Source organism: Rhodopseudomonas palustris, from assembly GCF_007005445.1.
Classification (GTDB): domain Bacteria; phylum Pseudomonadota; class Alphaproteobacteria; order Rhizobiales; family Xanthobacteraceae; genus Rhodopseudomonas; species Rhodopseudomonas palustris_G.
In genome coordinates this window covers 4,199,578-4,216,499 of record NZ_CP041387.1, presented here as the reverse complement: position 1 = coordinate 4,216,499, position 16,922 = coordinate 4,199,578, and the positions used below count along the sequence as shown (strand labels likewise).

Genomic DNA, 16,922 nt, shown 5'->3' with positions numbered 1-16,922 from the left:
CACCATGGCACCAGTGATCATCCTTCCGGGTATCAGCGGCTCCGGAGAGTCGCACTGGCAAAGTCATTGGCAGTCCGCCACCCCCTCCTTCACGCGATTTCGCCCGGCGGATTGGGACGCGCCCGATCTCGCCGACTGGACACGGGCGCTGCGCGCCGCGCTGGCCAATGCGCCGCAGCCGGCGGTTCTGGTCGCCCACAGTCTGGCCTGCCTGCTGGTCGCGCATGCGGCCGAGCAGATCCGAGACCGTGTGCGGGGCGCATTTCTGGTCGCGGTGCCTGATCCAGACGCTGCGGCGTTTCCGGCCGAAGCCGCGAGCTTCGGCAATCCGCCGGCGCGGCCGTTGCCGTTTCCGGCGCTGATTGTCGCCAGCGCCGACGATCCCTACGGCTCGCTCGACGACGCACGGCGACGAGCCCGCGAATGGAACGCCGGCTTGGTGATCGCCGGCGCTCACGGCCACCTCAACGGCGCAAGTGGTCTCGGTGAGTGGCAGCAGGGGCGGCTGCTGTTCGATGCGTTCTGCGCCGGCTTGGGAGTTTGAGATGGATTGGGTGTCTGCGATCGCCGCGTTTTCCGTCGCCGCCGCACTGCTGACCATCACGCCGGGGCTGGATACCGCGCTGGTGCTGCGGACCGCCACGGTCGAAGGCGGTGCTCAGGCGATGAAGGCGGGCGCCGGCGTGGTGAGCGGGGTGCTGGCGTGGGGACTGCTGGCATCGGTCGGCCTCGGCGCCGTGCTCACCGTGTCGGAGATCGGCTACCGAATTCTTCAGTATGCCGGAGCCGCCTATCTGGTCTGGCTCGGCGCCCAGATGGTCCGCGCCGCCTTCCGACCGGCGGCGGTGCCGGAGCCGGCCGCGGATGCTGCGCTGCCGGAACCTTCAGCGAAACGTTCGTCCGGCTGGTTCGTGCGCGGCCTGATGACCAATCTGCTCAATCCGAAAGTCGGCGTGTTCTACGTCAGCTTGCTGCCGCAGTTCATTCCGCAGGGCGCTCCGGTGGTGGCCTTCAGCGTCGGCCTCGCCGGCATTCACGCCGCGATGGGCCTGATCTGGTTCGCGGCGATCACGGCGGCGACGCGGCCGCTCGCCAGGCTGGTCCGCAATCCCGCGTTCACGCGCGGGATCGACGGCCTGACCGGTTCGGTGCTGATCGCCTTCGGGGTGCGGCTGGCGTTCGATCAGCGCAACTGAACGACGTCGGCGCAGGATCAGCGCAGCGCCGACGAGGTGTCGCCGCTGCGGACAGCTATCCGGGCGATGATCGCGTTGATGGCGCTGAGTGCTTTCTCGAGATCCGCCCGTGGCGGCGCGCCGATACACAGACGAATGCCGGCGCTGATGCCGCCCACCGAGGTCGAGGACGGCGGCGTCACCAGAATGCCGATCGCCTTGGCGGCGGCATCGACTGCTTCTGCTTCCGCGGACGAAAGCGGAAGCCAGACGTGGTAGCCGATATGCGCGGGTTGATGCATCGCGGCGCCGAGCAACTCTGTCGCGATGATGCGGCGCCGGCCGGCCTCTTCCTGGATCGCGGCGCTCACCGCGTCGGCGGTGCCGTCGAGCAGCCATTGCTCCATCACCGAGCAGCTCAGCGGACTGATCATCAGCCCGCTGGCGTGCAATGCCGCCTCGGCGCGGGCGAACCAGGCGGCGGGCACCACCAGGCCGCCGATCCGTAGCGCCGGGTTCAGCGTCTTCGACAGGCTGTTGATGTAGAACACCCGATCGGGCGCCAGACTCGCGATCGGCGGATAGTCCGGGTCGGGACGCAGCGCATAGACGTCGTCTTCGATCACCACGATGTCGTGCCGGCGGCAGACCGTGGCGATCACCTCGCGCCGGCTCCTGCTCATCGAGCCGGTGGTCGGGTTCTGCATCGTCGGCGTCAGATAGACCGCGGCGGGGCGGAGCTGCTGCGTCGTCAGCTCGCGGTCGAGTGCCTCCGGCAGCATCCCTTCCTGATCCATTGCAACGGGGATGAGCGTCACGCCGAGATGACGGGCGAGGCCGATGATCCCCGGATAGGTCTGCTGCTCGACGAACAGCGTGCCGGCCGGGCCGCACAGCGTCGACAGGCTGACGGCGAGCGCGTGCTGGGCGCCGTTGGTCAGCAGCAGATGCGCCGGGTCGGCGTCCATCCCGAGCCGGCGAAACCATCGCGCCAGCTCGTTGCGGAATCGGATGTGGCCGATCACCGGCGGATAGGCGTTGAACACGTCGGCGTCGACGCGTTTGGCGATCGCGGTCAGCGACCGCGCGATCAGCCGTTCGCTCACAGCCGACGGCGGGGCGTTGCGCGACAGGTCGATCACGTCGCCGGTGCGGGACTCGGTGACGGCTACGAAGGTGCCGCGCCCGGTGACCGAGCGGACCAGCCCGCGCCGCTCGAGGATGCCGTAAGCCTTGGTGACCGTGCCGAGCCCGATACCGAGCTTCCAGGCGAGGTCGCGGTGTGCCGGCAGCCGGGCGCCGACCTCCAGCCGCCCAATCCCGATGTCTTCCGACAACGCCGAAACCAGCCGGTCGCACGGCGACTCGGCGCCTTCGGCCAGGCGAGGGTGCCACGGGGACTGCAGACGCATGCGTTCGCCTCGAAGTGTAATGTGACGCTTTATATTTTGCGTAAAGTGTCACGTCCACTAGGATCGGAGCCGGGAAGACACTCTGTTCCAATGGTAGGCATGGACGAGAATCGACCAGCTTTCGGGGGCGCCGACCGGAGCGCTGCCGCAGCAGCGCCGCCGCCGTCGGTCGCCGCTGCATTGTCGCCAGATCGCGTCGTGGCGCGATTGAACAAACGTCAGGCCAGATTGCGATCGGTTCGGCCGGGCTGCGACGAGCCGATCGCCAGCCCGAACCCTGCCGCCATCCCGGGCCGCGAGGCGAGCGGCGTGACCGAAGCGAGGCGGCTCGGCGTTCCGTTGAACGCGCTGCGGGCGTTCGAAGCGGCGGCGCGCCACATGTCGATCAAGGAGGCGGCGGTCGAAATCGGCGTGACGCCGTCGGCGGTCAGCCATCAGCTTCGCATCCTGGAAGAGCTGCTGGGCGTCGAGCTGATGCGCCGGATCGGGCCGCGGCTTGAGCTGACGGAAACCGGCAGGCTGCTGTCGCCGGAATTGACCGCCGGCTTTGCCCGGATCACCGGCGCAGTCGGGCGCCTCAAGAACGACCGCAAGCTCGGTCCGCTGCGGCTGTCGATGCTGCCGACCTTCGCGGTGCATTGGCTGTCGCCGCGCCTGACGTCCTATCCGTTCGCACGGGCGGGATTCGAACTCTTGATCTCGACCACCCAGTCGGTCGTCGATCTCGGCGCCGGTGTGGCCGACGCTGCCGTTCGCCACGGCCGCGGAATCTGGCCGGGCGTTCTGTCCGAGCTTCTGTTCGAGGAGAACGTCGCCCTGCTCGGGCGGGCAGCCGACTGGCAGTCGGGCGATGAAGCGGGTTCACGAAAGGCGATCTCTCGCACGAATCTGTTTCTGTCGCAGCACCGGTGGGAGAATTTCAAGCGGTGGAACGACAGCCTGCCCGGCGGTCCGATCAAGCCGGCGGCGATCACCATGGTGGATACGTCCGGGCTCGGGCTGAAGGCCGCGATCGACGGAGCGGGCATCACCTTCGCCGGCGTCGAGATCGCGGCTTGCGACATCACGTCGGATCGTCTGGTGCCGATCCTCGGCCATCACGTCCCGGCGAATGCCGGTTACTATCTCTGCTATCCTCCGGCGCTGGAACGCGACCGCCGGATCAGGAACGTTCGCGCCTGGATGCTGAGCGAAGCCGCACGACCGGCCGGACCGGCCTGACGACAGCGTCCTTGGCGACTGCCGAGCCGTCACGGCTCGCCGTCCCAATAGTCGACCGCGCCGGCTTTCTTCACCGTCAGTTCGAGCCGCCGTGCGGCCTTGTCGCCGCCGGGGGCGGCCCCGACGAACACCGCCACCTTGCCGCCGTCGGGATACTCCAGAACATCGGGCTCGTGCATGCTGCCGACAGCAAGATATCTCAGCGGCTCGTCGCCCTCGGCGATGAGCTGGTGTGCCGTCTCCTCGCCGCCTGCAGGGCAGACCACGACGTCTCCGGACTGCACCGGATGGCGTTGCTTCCCGTAACGCAGCACGCCGCGGCCGCCGAGAATTACGAACAGCTCATCGTTGGCATGGTGGCAATGGTGCGGCCATGCCTTCTTGCCGGGCGGGACTTCGACATAGCGGGCACCGATGCGGAGTGCCCCGAGCGGCGCGGCGACGGCCGCGATCCGCGCCTCGAAGGACTCGCCATGGGATTGGGTCTGGAGCGAAAGCTCCTGCAGGCGGATGATCGGTCGCATCGCGTCAGCCGAGCCCTTGGATCAGTACGACGTTGCCTGTCGTCGCGGCGCGCCGATCGACCGCGATGGTCTCGTAGTCGGGCGAGGTCTCCCAGGCCCGGAACGTCGCCTCGTCGGGAAACGCCAGCAGGATCACCTTCTGGCAGGTCGGCGATCCCTCCACCTGCCGGGCTTCTCGTCGGCGGCGAGCAGCCGCCCGCCATACGGCTGCAACGTCGGCAAGAACCGCGCGGCGTAGCGTTCGTAGCGAGCGCGGTCGTGAATCATGATCTGGGCGATGGCATAGACCGTCATCGTATCGCTCCTTTGCAAGCGGCGGCACCGGCGCTCGTAGTTTCGACCGCGCTCATGCGGGCACCTGCGACACGTCGGCACCATAGAACGCCTCGCCGTAGACCTGCCGGCCATTCTCGAACCGCATCAATTCGCAGGCGCGCAACGTCCGTCCGCCGGCGTGTGACACGTAGTGGACGAGTACAGTTTGGGCGGCTTCGTCGCAGACCGCGGATTCGAACTTGAAGACGAGATCCGGGACCGCATCGAGCGCCTTGATCCAATAGGCGTAGAGCGCGTCGCGGCCCTGCACGGTGGCGTCGCCGGTCACGGTCGCGGCGCGCGGGCTGACGAACACCGCGTCCGCCGCGAACGGCTCGATCACAGCGCCGACATCGTGACGATTCCATGCCTCGATCCAGGTCGTCGCGTGATGCTCGAGGTCGCTGCGAGACAGACGTGTCATAGCCAGAACAAATCCTCCTCAATGGCCGAAAGGGCCGTCATGGTTCGGTCGATGAAGCGAGCATCGCCGATCATCCCGGCGCGATGCACATCACGAAAGCGTAGAGCGCGAGCGCCGTCAGCGTCTTGGTCTCCCTCGCCCGCGATCCCTCATGGCTGCGCACGCCGCGTCAGAATTGCCACGGTGACGGCGGCGGCGCTGCTGAGATTTCATCAGGCGAGGATGAGTCCGGCTCCGGCGAGGACGAGAATTTCTCAACGTGGTGCAGCAGTTTTTCACTCCGGCCACGGAGCCTGCTCCCGCTAGACTCGGCGGCAGAGCGAACAGAAGCGACGAGTCAGGGAGAGACGATGAAGGGCAAAATCGGAACAGCGGTCGATCCGGCGCTGGAACGGCGGATCCGCGACAGCTTCGGCCGTCAGGGCTTGATGCAGCATCTCGGCGCAGCCATTCACGAGGTGCGGCTCGGACTGGTGACGATCCGGATGCCGTTCCGGGCGGAGCTGTCGCAGCAGCACGGTTACTTCCACGCCGGCGGCACCTCGGCGATCGCGGATTCGGCCGGCGGCTACGCCGCCTATACGATGTTCCCGGAAGACAGCTCGGTGCTCACCGTGGAGTTCAAGGTCAATCTGCTCAACCCGGCGCGCGGCGACGCGCTGGAAGCGATCGGCAAGGTGGTGAAATCGGGCAGGACGCTGACGATCTGTCAGCTCGAAGTATTCGCCGATGGTTCGGAAGGCCGCTCGCTGGTTGCGATCGGTCAGGCGACGCTGATCTGCTTGGCGGGCCGGCCCGATACGGCGGAGACCGCGCGCTGACTCGCCGTCGATGCGGCACGGCCCGGACGCCCGATTAGTTCGACGTGACGTTCCCATTAGACCTTTGTCGGAGGCTGCCCGCCGCAAAGCCGGGCGGCCGTCGCATGTCGGCCATGCGCGGGCCTCGCGTGCGCCCACAACCGGACATTTCTACGTGATCGGGCGTGCGGCGCCGGACCGGACATGACCGAAGTCAAATCAATTTGGCGCTCCTTGGCTATTTTGAGCCGCTTTCCCGTCATCTCTCGATGCCGCCCGCCGGCCTCGAACCAATCTGTGCTGACATCATGTATCGTATTGTGCGACGCGAGCAGTTCTCGGACGCGACTTTCCTGTGGGACGTCGAGGCACCGGATATCGCCGCTTCCGCCGAGCCCGGCCATTTCGTGATGCTCCGTCTCTACGACGGCGCCGAGCGCATTCCGCTCACCGTCGCCGATTTCGATCGCGACAAGGGGCTGGTGACCGTCGTGGTCCAGGCGCTCGGCAAGACCACGCGCGAGATGCGCGACAAGTTCAAGGAAGGCGAGGCGTTCGAGGACTTCGTCGGTCCGCTCGGTTTGCCGCAGCACATCGACAAGGTCGATCACGTGGTGTTCGTCGGCGGCGGCCTCGGCGTCGCGCCGATCTTCCCGCAGCTTCGGGCGTTCAAGCAGTCCGGCGCGCGCACCACCGCGATCATGGGTTTCCGCACCAAGGATCTGGTGTTCTGGGAAGACAAGTTTCGCGAATTCGCCGACGAACTGATCATCTGCACCGATGACGGCAGCTACGGCGAGCCCGGCCTCGTCACCGCGGCGCTGGAGCGGGTGATCACGCAGCAGAAGCCCGACAAGGTGGTGGCGATCGGCCCGATGCCGATGATGCACGCCTGCGTCGAGACCACCCGCCCGCACGGCGTCAAGACCATGGTGTCGCTCAACACCATCATGGTCGACGGCACCGGGATGTGCGGTTCGTGCCGGGTCACGGTCGGCAATGAAGTGAAGTTCGCCTGCGTCGACGGCCCGGATTTCGACGGCCACAAGGTCGACTTCCACGAGCTGCACGCCCGCCAGAAGCGTTTCAAGACCGAGGAAGACAAGGCGAACGAACACTTCGCCCATGTCTGCAATCTCGAAAAGCAGCTCATCGTCGAGGGCAAGCGCAACTACAAGAAGCTGGCGACGCTGCCGCCGCATCAGACGCCGATGCCGGAGCGCGACGCTCACGAGCGCGCCACCAATTTCAAGGAAGTCAATCTCGGCTATTCGGTCGAGGAGGCGCTACAGGAGGCCGAGCGCTGCATCCAGTGCATCACGCCGACCTGCGTCGCCGGCTGTCCGGTCGGGATCGACATTCCGGTGTTCATCCGCAACATCCTGTTCCGGGACTTCGATGCTGCGCTGGAGACGATCTATCAGTCGAGCATCTTCCCGTCGATCTGCGGCCGGGTCTGCCCGCAGGAGACGCAGTGCGAAGCGCAGTGCATCATCCGCAAGTACAAGAAGCACGAGCCGGTCGCGATCGGCCGCCTCGAGCGCTTCATCGGCGACAATGCCAGAGCGCCGAAGAGCAAGCCGATCGATCTGTCCAAGACGATCGGCAAGGTCGCGATCGTCGGCTCCGGCCCGGCGGGCCTTGCCGCCGCGGCCGATCTCACCCGCTACAATGTTGAGACCACGGTGTACGAGGCGCTGCACGTGCTCGGCGGCGTGCTCCAGTATGGCATTCCGTCATTCCGGCTGCCGCGCGACATCATCGACCGCGAAATCCAGCGGCTGAAGGACATCGGCGTCAAGTTCGAGACCAACAAGGTCGTCGGCAAGACTTTCACGATTGAGCAGTTGATGAACGGCCGCGGCTTCGATGCGGTGTTCGTCGCGGCCGGCGCCGGTGCGCCGACCTTCCTGGGTATTCCCGGCGAGTTCGCCGGCCGGGTCTATTCGGCCAACGAATTCCTCACCCGCATCAACCTGATGGGCGGCGATCGCTTCCCGTATCTCGACACGCCGGTCAGCGTCGGCAACAGCGTGATCGTGATCGGCGCCGGCAACACCGCGATGGACTGCCTGCGCGTCGCACGCCGTGTCGGCGCCGAGACGGTGCGCTGCGTCTATCGCCGGTCGGAGGCAGAAGCGCCGGCGCGCATCGAGGAAATCCGCCACGCCAAGGAGGAGGGCGTCGATTTCTTCTTCCTGCATTCGCCGGTGGAAATTCTCGTCACCGAGAGCGGCGACGTCCGCGCGGTGCGGCTGCAGAAGATGGAGCTCGGCGAGGCCGACGAGCGCGGCCGCCGCAAGCCGGTGCCGCTCGACGAGTTCATCGAGCTGGAATGCGATACGGTGATCTACGCGCTCGGCACCAAGCCGAATCCGATCATCGGCCAAGCGACGCCCGGCCTCGCGCTCAACAAGTGGGGCAACATCGCGGCCGACGACGACACCCAGTCGACCAACATGCCGGGCGTGTTCGCCGGCGGCGACATCGTCACCGGCGGTGCGACCGTCATCCTGGCGATGAGCGCGGGCCGTCGCGCCGCGAAATCGATCGCCGCCTGGCTGCGGCTCAACAAGGCCAAATGGCCCATCACGGCGCAGGATGCCGACGATTTTGTCGCCGGCAAGCTGGCGCCGCCGATCGAGGAGGATGGCGTGGCGCATTGCCCGAAGTGTCACCAGCCGCTGGAAGGCTCGGAGGAGTACATCTGCTGCGCCGGCTCGGAGCTGCAATGGCGCTGCGACGACTGCGCCAAGGTCAGCGAAGGCTTCGCGTTCCCCTACGGCATGTGCCCGCACTGCGGCGGCAAGCTGCAGCCGCTCGACCGCGCCGGCGTCAGCGACGAGGCCGGGCTGGCGGCGATCCGTACCGCATTCGAGATCGAGCTCGGCGGCCGCGCGTTCTATGCCCGCGCCGCCAAGGAGACCTCCGATTCCACGTTGCAGGAACTGTTCCTCAGCTTCGCCGAGATGGAAGAGGAGCACATGACGACGCTGGCCAATCGCTATCACGTGGCGATTCCGCAGGCGACCGAAGGCTTCCACCTCGGCACCGCGGCGATCATGGCCGGCGTCAAAGGCCGGATCGGCGATCCGACCACGCTGTTCGAAGCCGCGATCGAGTTCGAGCGGCGTGCCGCCTCGTTCTTCAAGACCCGGGTCGGCGAGACGCCGGACGGATCGGTCGAGCGCCAGCTCTATCGCGAACTCGCCGCCGAAGAGGACGAGCACGTCTCGGTGCTGCAGACCGAATTCGCGCGCTGGAAGGAAGGCAAGCGCGGGCTGCTGACGTAAGCTCGCGACTTGCTGCGGCGGCGGTTATTTGACCAGCCGCACGCCCTTGGTGGTGAAGCGCTGCGGCTTCGGTCCGTCGCCGCGAATGGGGCGGCGGGTGCCGGCGGCTTTGCCGGTGCCGGGCGGCTGATGCGCCGGCACGAGCTGATCGGGGCGCGAGCCGATCAGGTCGGCGCGGCCCATCGCTTTCAACGCCTCGCGCAGCACCGGCCAGTTGTCCGGATCGTGATAGCGCAGGAACGCCTTGTGCAGCCGGCGCTGGCGCAGGCCCTTGATCGCCTCGACCGGCTCGCTGGCGCCGTGGCGCACGCCGCGCAGCGGATTGACGCCGCTGTGATACATCGCAGTCGCGGTCGCCATCGGCGACGGCAGGAAGGTCTGCACCTGGTCGGCGCGGTAGCGATTGCGTTTCAGCCACAGCGCGAGGTTCATCATGTCCTCGTCGGACGTGCCCGGATGCGCCGCGATGAAGTACGGGATCAGATAGTACTGCTTGCCGGCCTGCTTGGCGGCCGCCTCGAACATCTGCTTGAAGCGGTGATAGGTGCCGATGCCCGGCTTCATCATCTTGTCGAGCGGGCCGCGCTCGGTGTGCTCCGGCGCGATCTTCAGGTAGCCGCCGACGTGGTGGCTCACCAGCTCCTTGATGTAGGCCGGGCTCTTCACCGCGAGATCGTAGCGTACGCCCGACGCCACCATCACCTTCTTGATGCCCTTGACCTCGCGCACCTTGCGATACAGCCGGATCAGGTCGTCGTGCGAAGTATTCAGGTTCGGGCAGATGTCGGGAAACACGCAGGACGGCTTGCGGCACGAGGACTCGATGTTCGGATCCTTGCATGCCATCCGGTACATGTTGGCGGTCGGCCCGCCGATGTCCGAGATCACGCCGGTGAAGCCCGGCGTCTTGTCGCGGATCTTCTCGATCTCCTGCAGGATCGAGGCTTCCGACCGGCTCTGGATGATGCGGCCTTCGTGCTCGGTGATCGAGCAGAAGGTGCAGCCGCCGAAGCAGCCGCGCATGATCGTCACCGAAGTCTTGATCATGTCCCACGCCGGGATCTTGGCGTCGCCATAGGACGGATGCGGCGCGCGGGCGTAAGGAAGATCGTAGACCGAATCCATCTCGTCGGTGGTGAGCGGGATCGGCGGCGGATTGAGCCACAGGTCGCGGTCGCCGTGGCGCTGCACCAAAGGCCGCGCGTTGCCGGGATTGCTCTCCCGGTGCAGCACGCGCGAAGCGCGGGCATAGGCTTCCTTGTCCTGCTCGACCTGCTCGCAGGAGGGCAGCCGAATCACGACGTCGCCCGCCACCTGCCGCGCGCCTTCGTCGGCGGCATCGAGGTCGTCGGCGTGTAGTTCCGTGTAGTTCTCCGGTACGCGGCGGAACAGCGCGACGCCGCGGATGTCGTCGAGTTCGCGCGGTGCCTCGCCGCCAGCCAATCGATGCGCGACTTCGACGACAGCGCGTTCGGCATTGCCGTAGAGCAACAGGTCGGCCTTGGCGTCGGCCAGCACCGAGCGGCGCACCTTGTCGGACCAGTAGTCGTAATGCGCGATCCGGCGCAGCGAGGCTTCGATGCCGCCGAGAATGATCGGCACGTCCTTGAAGGCTTCGCGGCAGCGCTGCGCATAGACCAGGGTGCAGCGGTCCGGCCTTTTGCCGCCTTCGCCGTTCGGCGTGTAGGCGTCGTCGTGGCGCAGCCGTCGGTCCGCGGTGTAGCGGTTGACCATCGAGTCCATGTTGCCGCCGGTCACGCCGAAGAACACCCGCGGCTTGCCGAGCGCACGGAACGGCTCGGCGGACTGCCAATCCGGCTGCGCGATGATGCCGACGCGGAAGCCCTGGGATTCGAGCAGGCGGCCGATGATCGCCATGCCGAAGCTCGGATGATCGACGTAAGCGTCGCCGGTCACCAGGACGATGTCGCAGGCATCCCAGCCGAGCTTGTCCATCTCGGCGCGGCTCATCGGCAGGAACGGCGCAGGCTTGCGCGGCGCCGCAGCGGGGCGGAACCGGGTCATCAGCGGCGGGATGGTATCGATGGTGGTCTGCATCGCCCAGCCATAAGACCGGGGGGCGGTAAGTTCAACGGCAAGGGCCGTGCCGTCTCGCCGCTGTGATCACTCCGGCAGCGGCGGCAGATCGCCGACCGCAAGGTTCCGTGCTTCCTCGCGCGACACCCCGAGGCCCACCAGCACCCATTCCACAGTCTCGGCAGCCGCGTCGACCCAAGTGCGGTGGCCGTCGAGACTTGTAAAGATGGCGCCCAGGATCGCGCCCGAGATGAAATTAGCAGCCGAGGCGATCTGAGCGGGATCAAGGCTGTGGCCGCGTTGCGACAGGCCGGAGGCGAGGTCGTCGAGCGGCCGTCCGTCCCAGACCACCCGCAGCGTCGTCGGGCTCATACCGAACCGGCAGACGAACCGCCCGAGCCGCGGTTCCTCATGAGCCTGACGGATCAATAGCCGCATCCAGGTGGCGAGCCGCCGCACCGGCTCGTGACTATCCGCCAGCGCCACGGTCAGCCGCGGATTCAGTTCGGTGGCCAAATTGGTAACCACCAGGTCGAACAGGCCGGTGAGGTCGCCGAGGTTATTGTAAACTGTGCCCCGCGCGACACCGGCCGCCTGGGCCAGATCGGTTACGCTGATCTGCGTCAGGCCGCGCTCAGCGAACAATTGCATCGCCGCCAGATAGATCTGCCGTTGCGCCGGGCTGGACACAATCTTGGACACACTTGATCTGATTTGAACAATTGTGTTCAATACCGCGAACGAGCTTCGCGGACAATCCGTTTCGACGCGGAATTGGCCTTTAACGAGCGGAGGGATAGCTGAGGCGGGGGCGCTCACTGTTCAGTCCGTGATTCCGGAGCCGTATGATGACCATCTTCCACCCGACCCGCCGTGGTGTCCGGCTGTTCAGCGCCCTGTGTCTCGGAGCCGGCATTTTGGTCGGCCCGCTTCCGGCACACGCCGACGATAAATTCGACAAGCTGATCCAGAAGCTGATGCCGAAGCGGTTGCCCGAGGGCTTCGCCTCGGCCAACGGCCGGCTTGAATCCGAACAGGTCGAGATCGCCACCAAGCTGGCGGGCCGGATCGCCGAAGTGCTGGTCAAGGAAGGCGACGAGGTCGAGAAGGGCCAGCTTCTGGTGAAGATGGATGTCTCGGACATTCAGGCCCAGCTCCGCGCCGCGGAAGCGCAGGAGCGCCGCGCCGTGCAGAGCAAGGCGGTGGCTGAGGCGCTGCTGCTGCAGCGGGAGAGCGAGCAGAAGCTCGCCGCGCAGCAGCTAGGCCGCGCCGAAGCGCTGTTCGAGAAGGGCTTCTCGACCGCGGAAATTCGCGACCAGCGTCAGGCTGCGCAGAACGTCGCCGATGCCGCGCTGATCGCGGCGAAGGCCAACCTCAACGACGCGGCGGCGGCGATCGACGCGGCGCGGGCCGAGGTGGCGCGGATCAAGACCGTGCTCGACGACATGGAGCTGAAGGCGCCGCGGCGCGGCCGCATCCAATACAAGCTGGCGCAGGCCGGCGAAGTGCTCGGTGCCGGCTCGCGCGTGCTGACTCTGGTCGACCTCACCGACGTCTACATGACCGTGTTCGTCCCCGCCAAGGTCGCCACCTATCTCGCCTATGGCGACGACGCCCGGCTGATTCTCGACGCCATTCCGCAATACGTCGTGCCCGCCAAGGTCACTTTCGTCGCCAGCGAAGCGCAGTTCACCCCGAAGGCCGTCGAAACCAAGGACGAGCGCGAGAAGCTGATGTTCCGGGTCAAGCTGACGCTGCCGCCGGACCTGCTGCGCAAATACGAGCGCGAGGTGAAGACCGGCGTGCGCGGCATGGCTTACTTGCGCACGCTGCGCGACAAGCCATGGCCGAACAATCTGCAGGTGAAGCTGCCGCAATGACCGGCTTCGCCGCGCGCCTGACGCATGTCACTCACGCCTATGGCAAGACACATGCGCTGGACGACGTCACGCTGGAATTGCCCGCCGGCAAGATGGTCGGACTGATCGGCCCCGATGGCGTCGGCAAGTCGACGCTGCTGGCGCTGATTGCCGGCGTCCGCCGGATCCAGAGCGGCGAGGTACTGGCGCTGGACGGCGACATGCGCGACGCCCGCCACCGCGCCGCCAGTGCGGCGCGGATCGCCTATATGCCGCAAGGGCTCGGGCGCAACCTCTACCCGACGCTGTCGGTGTTCGAGAATCTGGATTTCTTCGGCCGGCTGTTCGGTCAGGGGACGGCCGAGCGCAGGGCGCGGATTGGCGAACTGCTGCGCGCCACCGGGCTGTCGCCGTTCGGCGATCGGCCGGCCGGCAAACTGTCCGGCGGCATGAAGCAGAAGCTGTCGCTGTGCTGCGCGCTGATTCACGATCCGGACCTGTTGATCCTCGACGAACCGACCACCGGCGTCGATCCGCTGTCGCGGCGTCAGTTCTGGGAACTGATCGACCGCATTCGCGGGCGCCGGCCGCAGATGAGCGTGCTGGTCGCCACCGCCTATATGGAAGAGGCCGAGAGGTTCGACTGGCTCGCCGCCCTCAACGACGGCAAGATCATCGGCGCCGGGACGCCGGCCGAACTGCGGGCACAGACCAAGCAACCGACACTCGATGCCGCCTTCATCGCGCTGCTGCCGGCCGAGATGCGCGGCGACTACGCCGACGTTGTGTTGCCGCCGCTGCCGGACAGCGGCGACGGCTACGCGATCGAGGCCGAGAACCTGACCTGCCGGTTCGGCGATTTCACCGCGGTCGATCACGTCAATTTCCAGATCAAGCGCGGCGAGATATTCGGCTTTCTCGGCTCGAACGGCTGCGGCAAGTCGACCACGATGAAGATGCTGACCGGGCTGCTGACTCCGACCGAAGGCGAGGCGCGGCTGTTCGGCGAGGTACTCGACGCCTCCGACATGACGACCCGCAAGCGCGTCGGCTACATGTCGCAGAGCTTCTCGCTGTATTCCGAATTGACGGTACGGCAGAATCTGCTGCTGCACGCGCAATTGTTCGAGCTACCGAGCGCGCAGATCCCGGATCGGGTCGCCGAGATGCTGGCGCGGTTCGATCTCGCCGACGTCGCCGATTCCCGACCCGAAAGTCTGCCGCTCGGTCTGCGCCAGCGGCTGCAGCTCGCGGTCGCGGTGATCCATCGCCCCGAGGTTCTGATCCTCGACGAGCCGACCTCCGGCGTCGATCCGGTGGCGCGGGATTCGTTCTGGCGGATGTTGATCGCGCTGTCGCGCGAGGACGGCGTCACCATCTTCATCTCGACCCACTTCATGAACGAGGCCGAGCGCTGCGATCGAATTTCGCTGATGCACGCCGGCAAGGTGTTGGCGGTCGGCGCGCCGCACGAGCTGGTCGAGCGCCGCGGCGCCGCCGATCTCGAACAGACCTTCATCGCCTATCTGGAGGAAGCCACCGGCGCGCAGCGCGACGGTGACGAGACCAGCCTGGCGGCGCCGCGTGACGCCGCGACCAGGCAGCGCCGGTTCGATCCGGCGCGGCTGTGGGCCTATGCCCGCCGCGAGACCATGGAGATTCTGCGCGACCGGCTGCGGCTCGCGTTTGCGATTCTCGGACCGCTGGTGCTGATGATGACGTTCGGCTTCGGTATCTCGTTCGACGTCGAAAACCTGACCTATGCGGTGTACGATCAGGACAACACGCTGGAGAGCCGCGAACTGCTGGAGAGCTTTTCCGGCTCGCGCTACTTCAAGCAGGCCCCCGACATCGCCTCCGCAGCCGACATCGACCGGCGTCTGGCCAGCGGCGAACTCAAGCTGGTGATCGAAGTACCACACGGTTTCGGCCGCGACTTGCTGACCAGCAAGTCTCCGGAAGTCGCGGTGTGGATCGACGGCTCGATGCCGTTCCGCGCCGAGACCATCCGCTCCTACGTCACCGGACTGTCGCAGGCCTATCTCGCCGAGCAGTATCGGCGCCATGCGATGGCCTCGCCGACGTCGCCGATCAACATCGAAACCCGGTTCCGCTACAATCAGGCGTTCAAGAGCGTGTATTCGATCATCCCGGGTGTGATCACGCTGATCCTGATGCTGATTCCGGCGATGCTGACCGCGGTCGGCGTGGTGCGCGAGAAGGAAGTCGGCTCGATCACCAATTTCCGTTCGACGCCGGTGACCGCGACCGAATTCCTGCTCGGCAAGCAGGTTCCTTACGCGCTGCTGTCGTTCTTCAGCTTCGTACTGCTGCTGATCGGCGCGATGGTGATCTTCGGCGTGCCGGTGCGCGGATCGTGGACGGCTTTGATCGGCGGCGCGCTGCTCTACGTGTTCTCGACTACCGCGCTCGGCGTGCTGTTCTCCTCGTTCCTGCGCACCCAGATCTCCGCGATCTTTATCGTCGCGATCATCTCGATCATCCCCGCGGTGAATTTCTCCGGGCTGCTGGTGCCGGTATCGTCGCTGTCGCAGACCGGGCGGGTGTTCGGCGAGGCGTTTCCCGCCGCCTGGTTCCAGGAGGTCAGCATCGGCGCCTTCACCAAGGGCATGAGCTTCTGGATGCTGGCGCCGAACCTGTTGGTGCTGTTCGGTTTCGGTCTGATCTATCTGATCGGTGCGATCTTGGTGCTGCGCAAGCAGGAGGCGTGACGATGGGCTCGATGCTGCGACACATCTATCGTCTGACCGGCAAGGAACTGCGGAGCCTGTGGGCCGACCCGATCCTGCTCGGCTTCATCGTCTACGTGTTCAGCGTCGCGATCTACACGATCGCGACCGGCGCCAAGCTGGAAGTCGAAGCCGCGCGGGTCGCGGTGGTGGACGAGGATCACTCCGAGCTGTCGCGCCGGATCGCCGCCGCGATGCTGCCGCCGCTGTTCCGCGCCGCCGAGCAGATCACTCCGTCCGAGATCGATTCGGCGATGGACACCGGCCGCTACGTGTTCGTCGTCGAGATTCCGCCGAAATTCGAATCCGACGCGCTCTCCGGCAAGACCCCCACGATCCAGGTCAACGTCGACGCCACCGCGATGGCGATCGCCGGCAACGGTGCGGTCGACATCCAGAACATCGTGCTGCGCGAGACGGCCGCTTACCTGCGCAAGGATTCCGGCACCAGCGCCACGCCCGTCAACCTGGTGATGCACGCCAAGTTCAATCCGAACCTGAACTCGGCCTGGTTCACCTCGGTGATGCAGGTGATCAACAACATCGCGACGCTGTCGATCATCCTGACCGGCGCCGCGCTGATCCGCGAACGCGAGCGCGGGACTATCGAGCATCTGTTGGTGATGCCGGTGCGGCCGCTCGACATCATGCTGTCGAAGATCATCGCCAACGGCGCGGTGATCGTGGTGGCGGCGCTGTTGTCGCTGCAGTTCATGGTCAAAAGCGTGCTGGGGGTGCCGATCATCGGCTCGGTGCCGTTGTTCACCTTCGGGATGGTGCTTTTCATGTTCTCGGTGACGGCACTCGGCCTGCTGCTGGCGACCTATGCCCGCACCATGCCGCAGTTCGGCTTGCTGGCGATCCCGGTGATCGTGATCCTGTATCTGCTGTCCGGCGCCAGTACCCCGATCGAGACCATGCCGCAATGGCTGCAATTCGTGATGCAATTCACGCCGAACACGCAGTTCGTCGCGTTCGCCCAAGCCGTGCTCTACCGCGGCGCCGGTGTCGATCTGGTGTGGCCGCAACTGCTGGCGATGCTGGCGATCGGCGGCGTGACGCTCGGCATCTGCCGCGTCCGCTTCGCCAAGACCATCTCGGCGCAGGACTGA

The 16,922-nt window shown here is 66.3% G+C and carries 13 protein-coding genes and 1 pseudogene; 8 read left to right on the top strand and 6 right to left on the bottom strand.

Going from position 1 to position 16,922, the window contains the following annotated elements; genetic code table 11:
• The first annotated feature begins 4 nt into the window (after positions 1-4).
• Positions 5-544: an RBBP9/YdeN family alpha/beta hydrolase gene (locus FLL57_RS19385; RefSeq protein WP_142883749.1), complete on the top strand. Its 540-nt coding sequence runs from the start codon at positions 5-7 to the stop codon at positions 542-544.
• Position 545: 1 nt separating this feature from the next.
• On the top strand, positions 546-1,196 hold the full coding sequence (locus FLL57_RS19380) for a LysE family translocator (RefSeq protein WP_013500517.1): 651 nt from the start codon (positions 546-548) through the stop codon (positions 1,194-1,196).
• 17 nt (positions 1,197-1,213) lie between these two features.
• On the opposite strand, the gene FLL57_RS19375 is transcribed toward FLL57_RS19380, so the two are convergent.
• Complete coding sequence (locus tag FLL57_RS19375) at positions 1,214-2,587, bottom strand: PLP-dependent aminotransferase family protein (protein WP_013500518.1); 1,374 nt, start codon at positions 2,585-2,587, stop codon at positions 1,214-1,216.
• 309 nt (positions 2,588-2,896) lie between these two features.
• Here FLL57_RS19375 and FLL57_RS19370 point away from each other — a divergent pair, with 309 nt between their 5' ends.
• On the top strand, positions 2,897-3,808 hold the full coding sequence (locus tag FLL57_RS19370; protein WP_142883748.1) for a LysR family transcriptional regulator: 912 nt from the start codon (positions 2,897-2,899) through the stop codon (positions 3,806-3,808).
• Between the two features lie 29 nt (positions 3,809-3,837).
• Here the strand turns inward: FLL57_RS19370 and FLL57_RS19365 are convergent, their stop codons facing one another.
• The 3 genes and pseudogenes from FLL57_RS19365 to FLL57_RS19355 all read right to left on the bottom strand — a co-directional run bounded on the left by FLL57_RS19365 (position 3,838) and on the right by FLL57_RS19355 (position 5,071).
• A complete protein-coding gene (locus FLL57_RS19365) occupies positions 3,838-4,332 on the bottom strand; it encodes a cupin domain-containing protein (RefSeq protein WP_142883746.1) in 495 nt (164 codons plus the stop codon).
• 4 nt (positions 4,333-4,336) lie between these two features.
• A pseudogene (locus tag FLL57_RS19360) lies at positions 4,337-4,599 on the bottom strand (DUF1330 domain-containing protein).
• 79 nt (positions 4,600-4,678) lie between these two features.
• Positions 4,679-5,071 carry a nuclear transport factor 2 family protein gene (locus tag FLL57_RS19355; RefSeq protein ID WP_142883745.1) on the bottom strand — a complete coding sequence of 131 codons (393 nt, stop codon included), beginning with the start codon at positions 5,069-5,071 and terminating at the stop codon, positions 4,679-4,681.
• A gap of 350 nt (positions 5,072-5,421) precedes the next feature.
• On the opposite strand from FLL57_RS19355, the gene FLL57_RS19350 reads away from it, so the two are divergent.
• Positions 5,422-5,892 carry a PaaI family thioesterase gene (locus FLL57_RS19350; RefSeq protein WP_142883743.1) on the top strand — a complete coding sequence of 157 codons (471 nt, stop codon included), beginning with the start codon at positions 5,422-5,424 and terminating at the stop codon, positions 5,890-5,892.
• 287 nt (positions 5,893-6,179) lie between these two features.
• Complete coding sequence (gene gltA, locus FLL57_RS19345) at positions 6,180-9,164, top strand: NADPH-dependent glutamate synthase (protein ID WP_142883741.1); 2,985 nt, start codon at positions 6,180-6,182, stop codon at positions 9,162-9,164.
• Between the two features lie 24 nt (positions 9,165-9,188).
• Here the strand turns inward: gltA and FLL57_RS19340 are convergent, their stop codons facing one another.
• Positions 9,189-11,222 (bottom strand): YgiQ family radical SAM protein, encoded by a 2,034-nt coding sequence (locus tag FLL57_RS19340; protein WP_142883739.1) that lies wholly within the window; start codon positions 11,220-11,222, stop codon positions 9,189-9,191.
• Positions 11,223-11,288: 66 nt separating this feature from the next.
• Positions 11,289-11,903, bottom strand: a complete 615-nt coding sequence (locus FLL57_RS19335; RefSeq protein WP_235677172.1) for a TetR/AcrR family transcriptional regulator — start codon at positions 11,901-11,903, stop codon at positions 11,289-11,291.
• Positions 11,904-12,049: 146 nt separating this feature from the next.
• Here FLL57_RS19335 and FLL57_RS19330 point away from each other — a divergent pair, with 146 nt between their 5' ends.
• Genes FLL57_RS19330 through FLL57_RS19320 form a run of 3 tightly spaced genes read left to right on the top strand, consistent with a single transcriptional unit; the run spans position 12,050 to position 16,922 of the window.
• Complete coding sequence (locus FLL57_RS19330; RefSeq protein ID WP_013500527.1) at positions 12,050-13,081, top strand: HlyD family secretion protein; 1,032 nt, start codon at positions 12,050-12,052, stop codon at positions 13,079-13,081.
• Positions 13,078-15,792 (top strand): ribosome-associated ATPase/putative transporter RbbA, encoded by a 2,715-nt coding sequence (gene rbbA, locus FLL57_RS19325; RefSeq protein WP_142883737.1) that lies wholly within the window; start codon positions 13,078-13,080, stop codon positions 15,790-15,792. The genes FLL57_RS19330 and rbbA overlap by 4 nt, the downstream gene beginning before the upstream one ends.
• A gap of 2 nt (positions 15,793-15,794) precedes the next feature.
• On the top strand, positions 15,795-16,922 hold the full coding sequence (locus tag FLL57_RS19320) for an ABC transporter permease (protein ID WP_013500529.1): 1,128 nt from the start codon (positions 15,795-15,797) through the stop codon (positions 16,920-16,922).

Bases quoted from the DNA above. Each gene is read 5' to 3' on its own strand.
- FLL57_RS19385 (WP_142883749.1), top strand. From the start codon at position 5: ATGGCACCAGTGATCATCCTTCCGGGTATCAGCGGCTCCGGAGAGTCG.
- FLL57_RS19380 (WP_013500517.1), top strand. From the start codon at position 546: ATGGATTGGGTGTCTGCGATCGCCGCGTTTTCCGTCGCCGCCGCACTG.
- FLL57_RS19375 (WP_013500518.1), bottom strand. From the start codon at position 2,587: ATGCGTCTGCAGTCCCCGTGGCACCCTCGCCTGGCCGAAGGCGCCGAG.
- FLL57_RS19365 (WP_142883746.1), bottom strand. From the start codon at position 4,332: ATGCGACCGATCATCCGCCTGCAGGAGCTTTCGCTCCAGACCCAATCC.
- FLL57_RS19355 (WP_142883745.1), bottom strand. From the start codon at position 5,071: ATGACACGTCTGTCTCGCAGCGACCTCGAGCATCACGCGACGACCTGG.
- FLL57_RS19350 (WP_142883743.1), top strand. From the start codon at position 5,422: ATGAAGGGCAAAATCGGAACAGCGGTCGATCCGGCGCTGGAACGGCGG.
- gltA (WP_142883741.1), top strand. From the start codon at position 6,180: ATGTATCGTATTGTGCGACGCGAGCAGTTCTCGGACGCGACTTTCCTG.
- FLL57_RS19340 (WP_142883739.1), bottom strand. From the start codon at position 11,222: ATGCAGACCACCATCGATACCATCCCGCCGCTGATGACCCGGTTCCGC.
- FLL57_RS19330 (WP_013500527.1), top strand. From the start codon at position 12,050: ATGACCATCTTCCACCCGACCCGCCGTGGTGTCCGGCTGTTCAGCGCC.
- rbbA (WP_142883737.1), top strand. From the start codon at position 13,078: ATGACCGGCTTCGCCGCGCGCCTGACGCATGTCACTCACGCCTATGGC.
- FLL57_RS19320 (WP_013500529.1), top strand. From the start codon at position 15,795: ATGGGCTCGATGCTGCGACACATCTATCGTCTGACCGGCAAGGAACTG.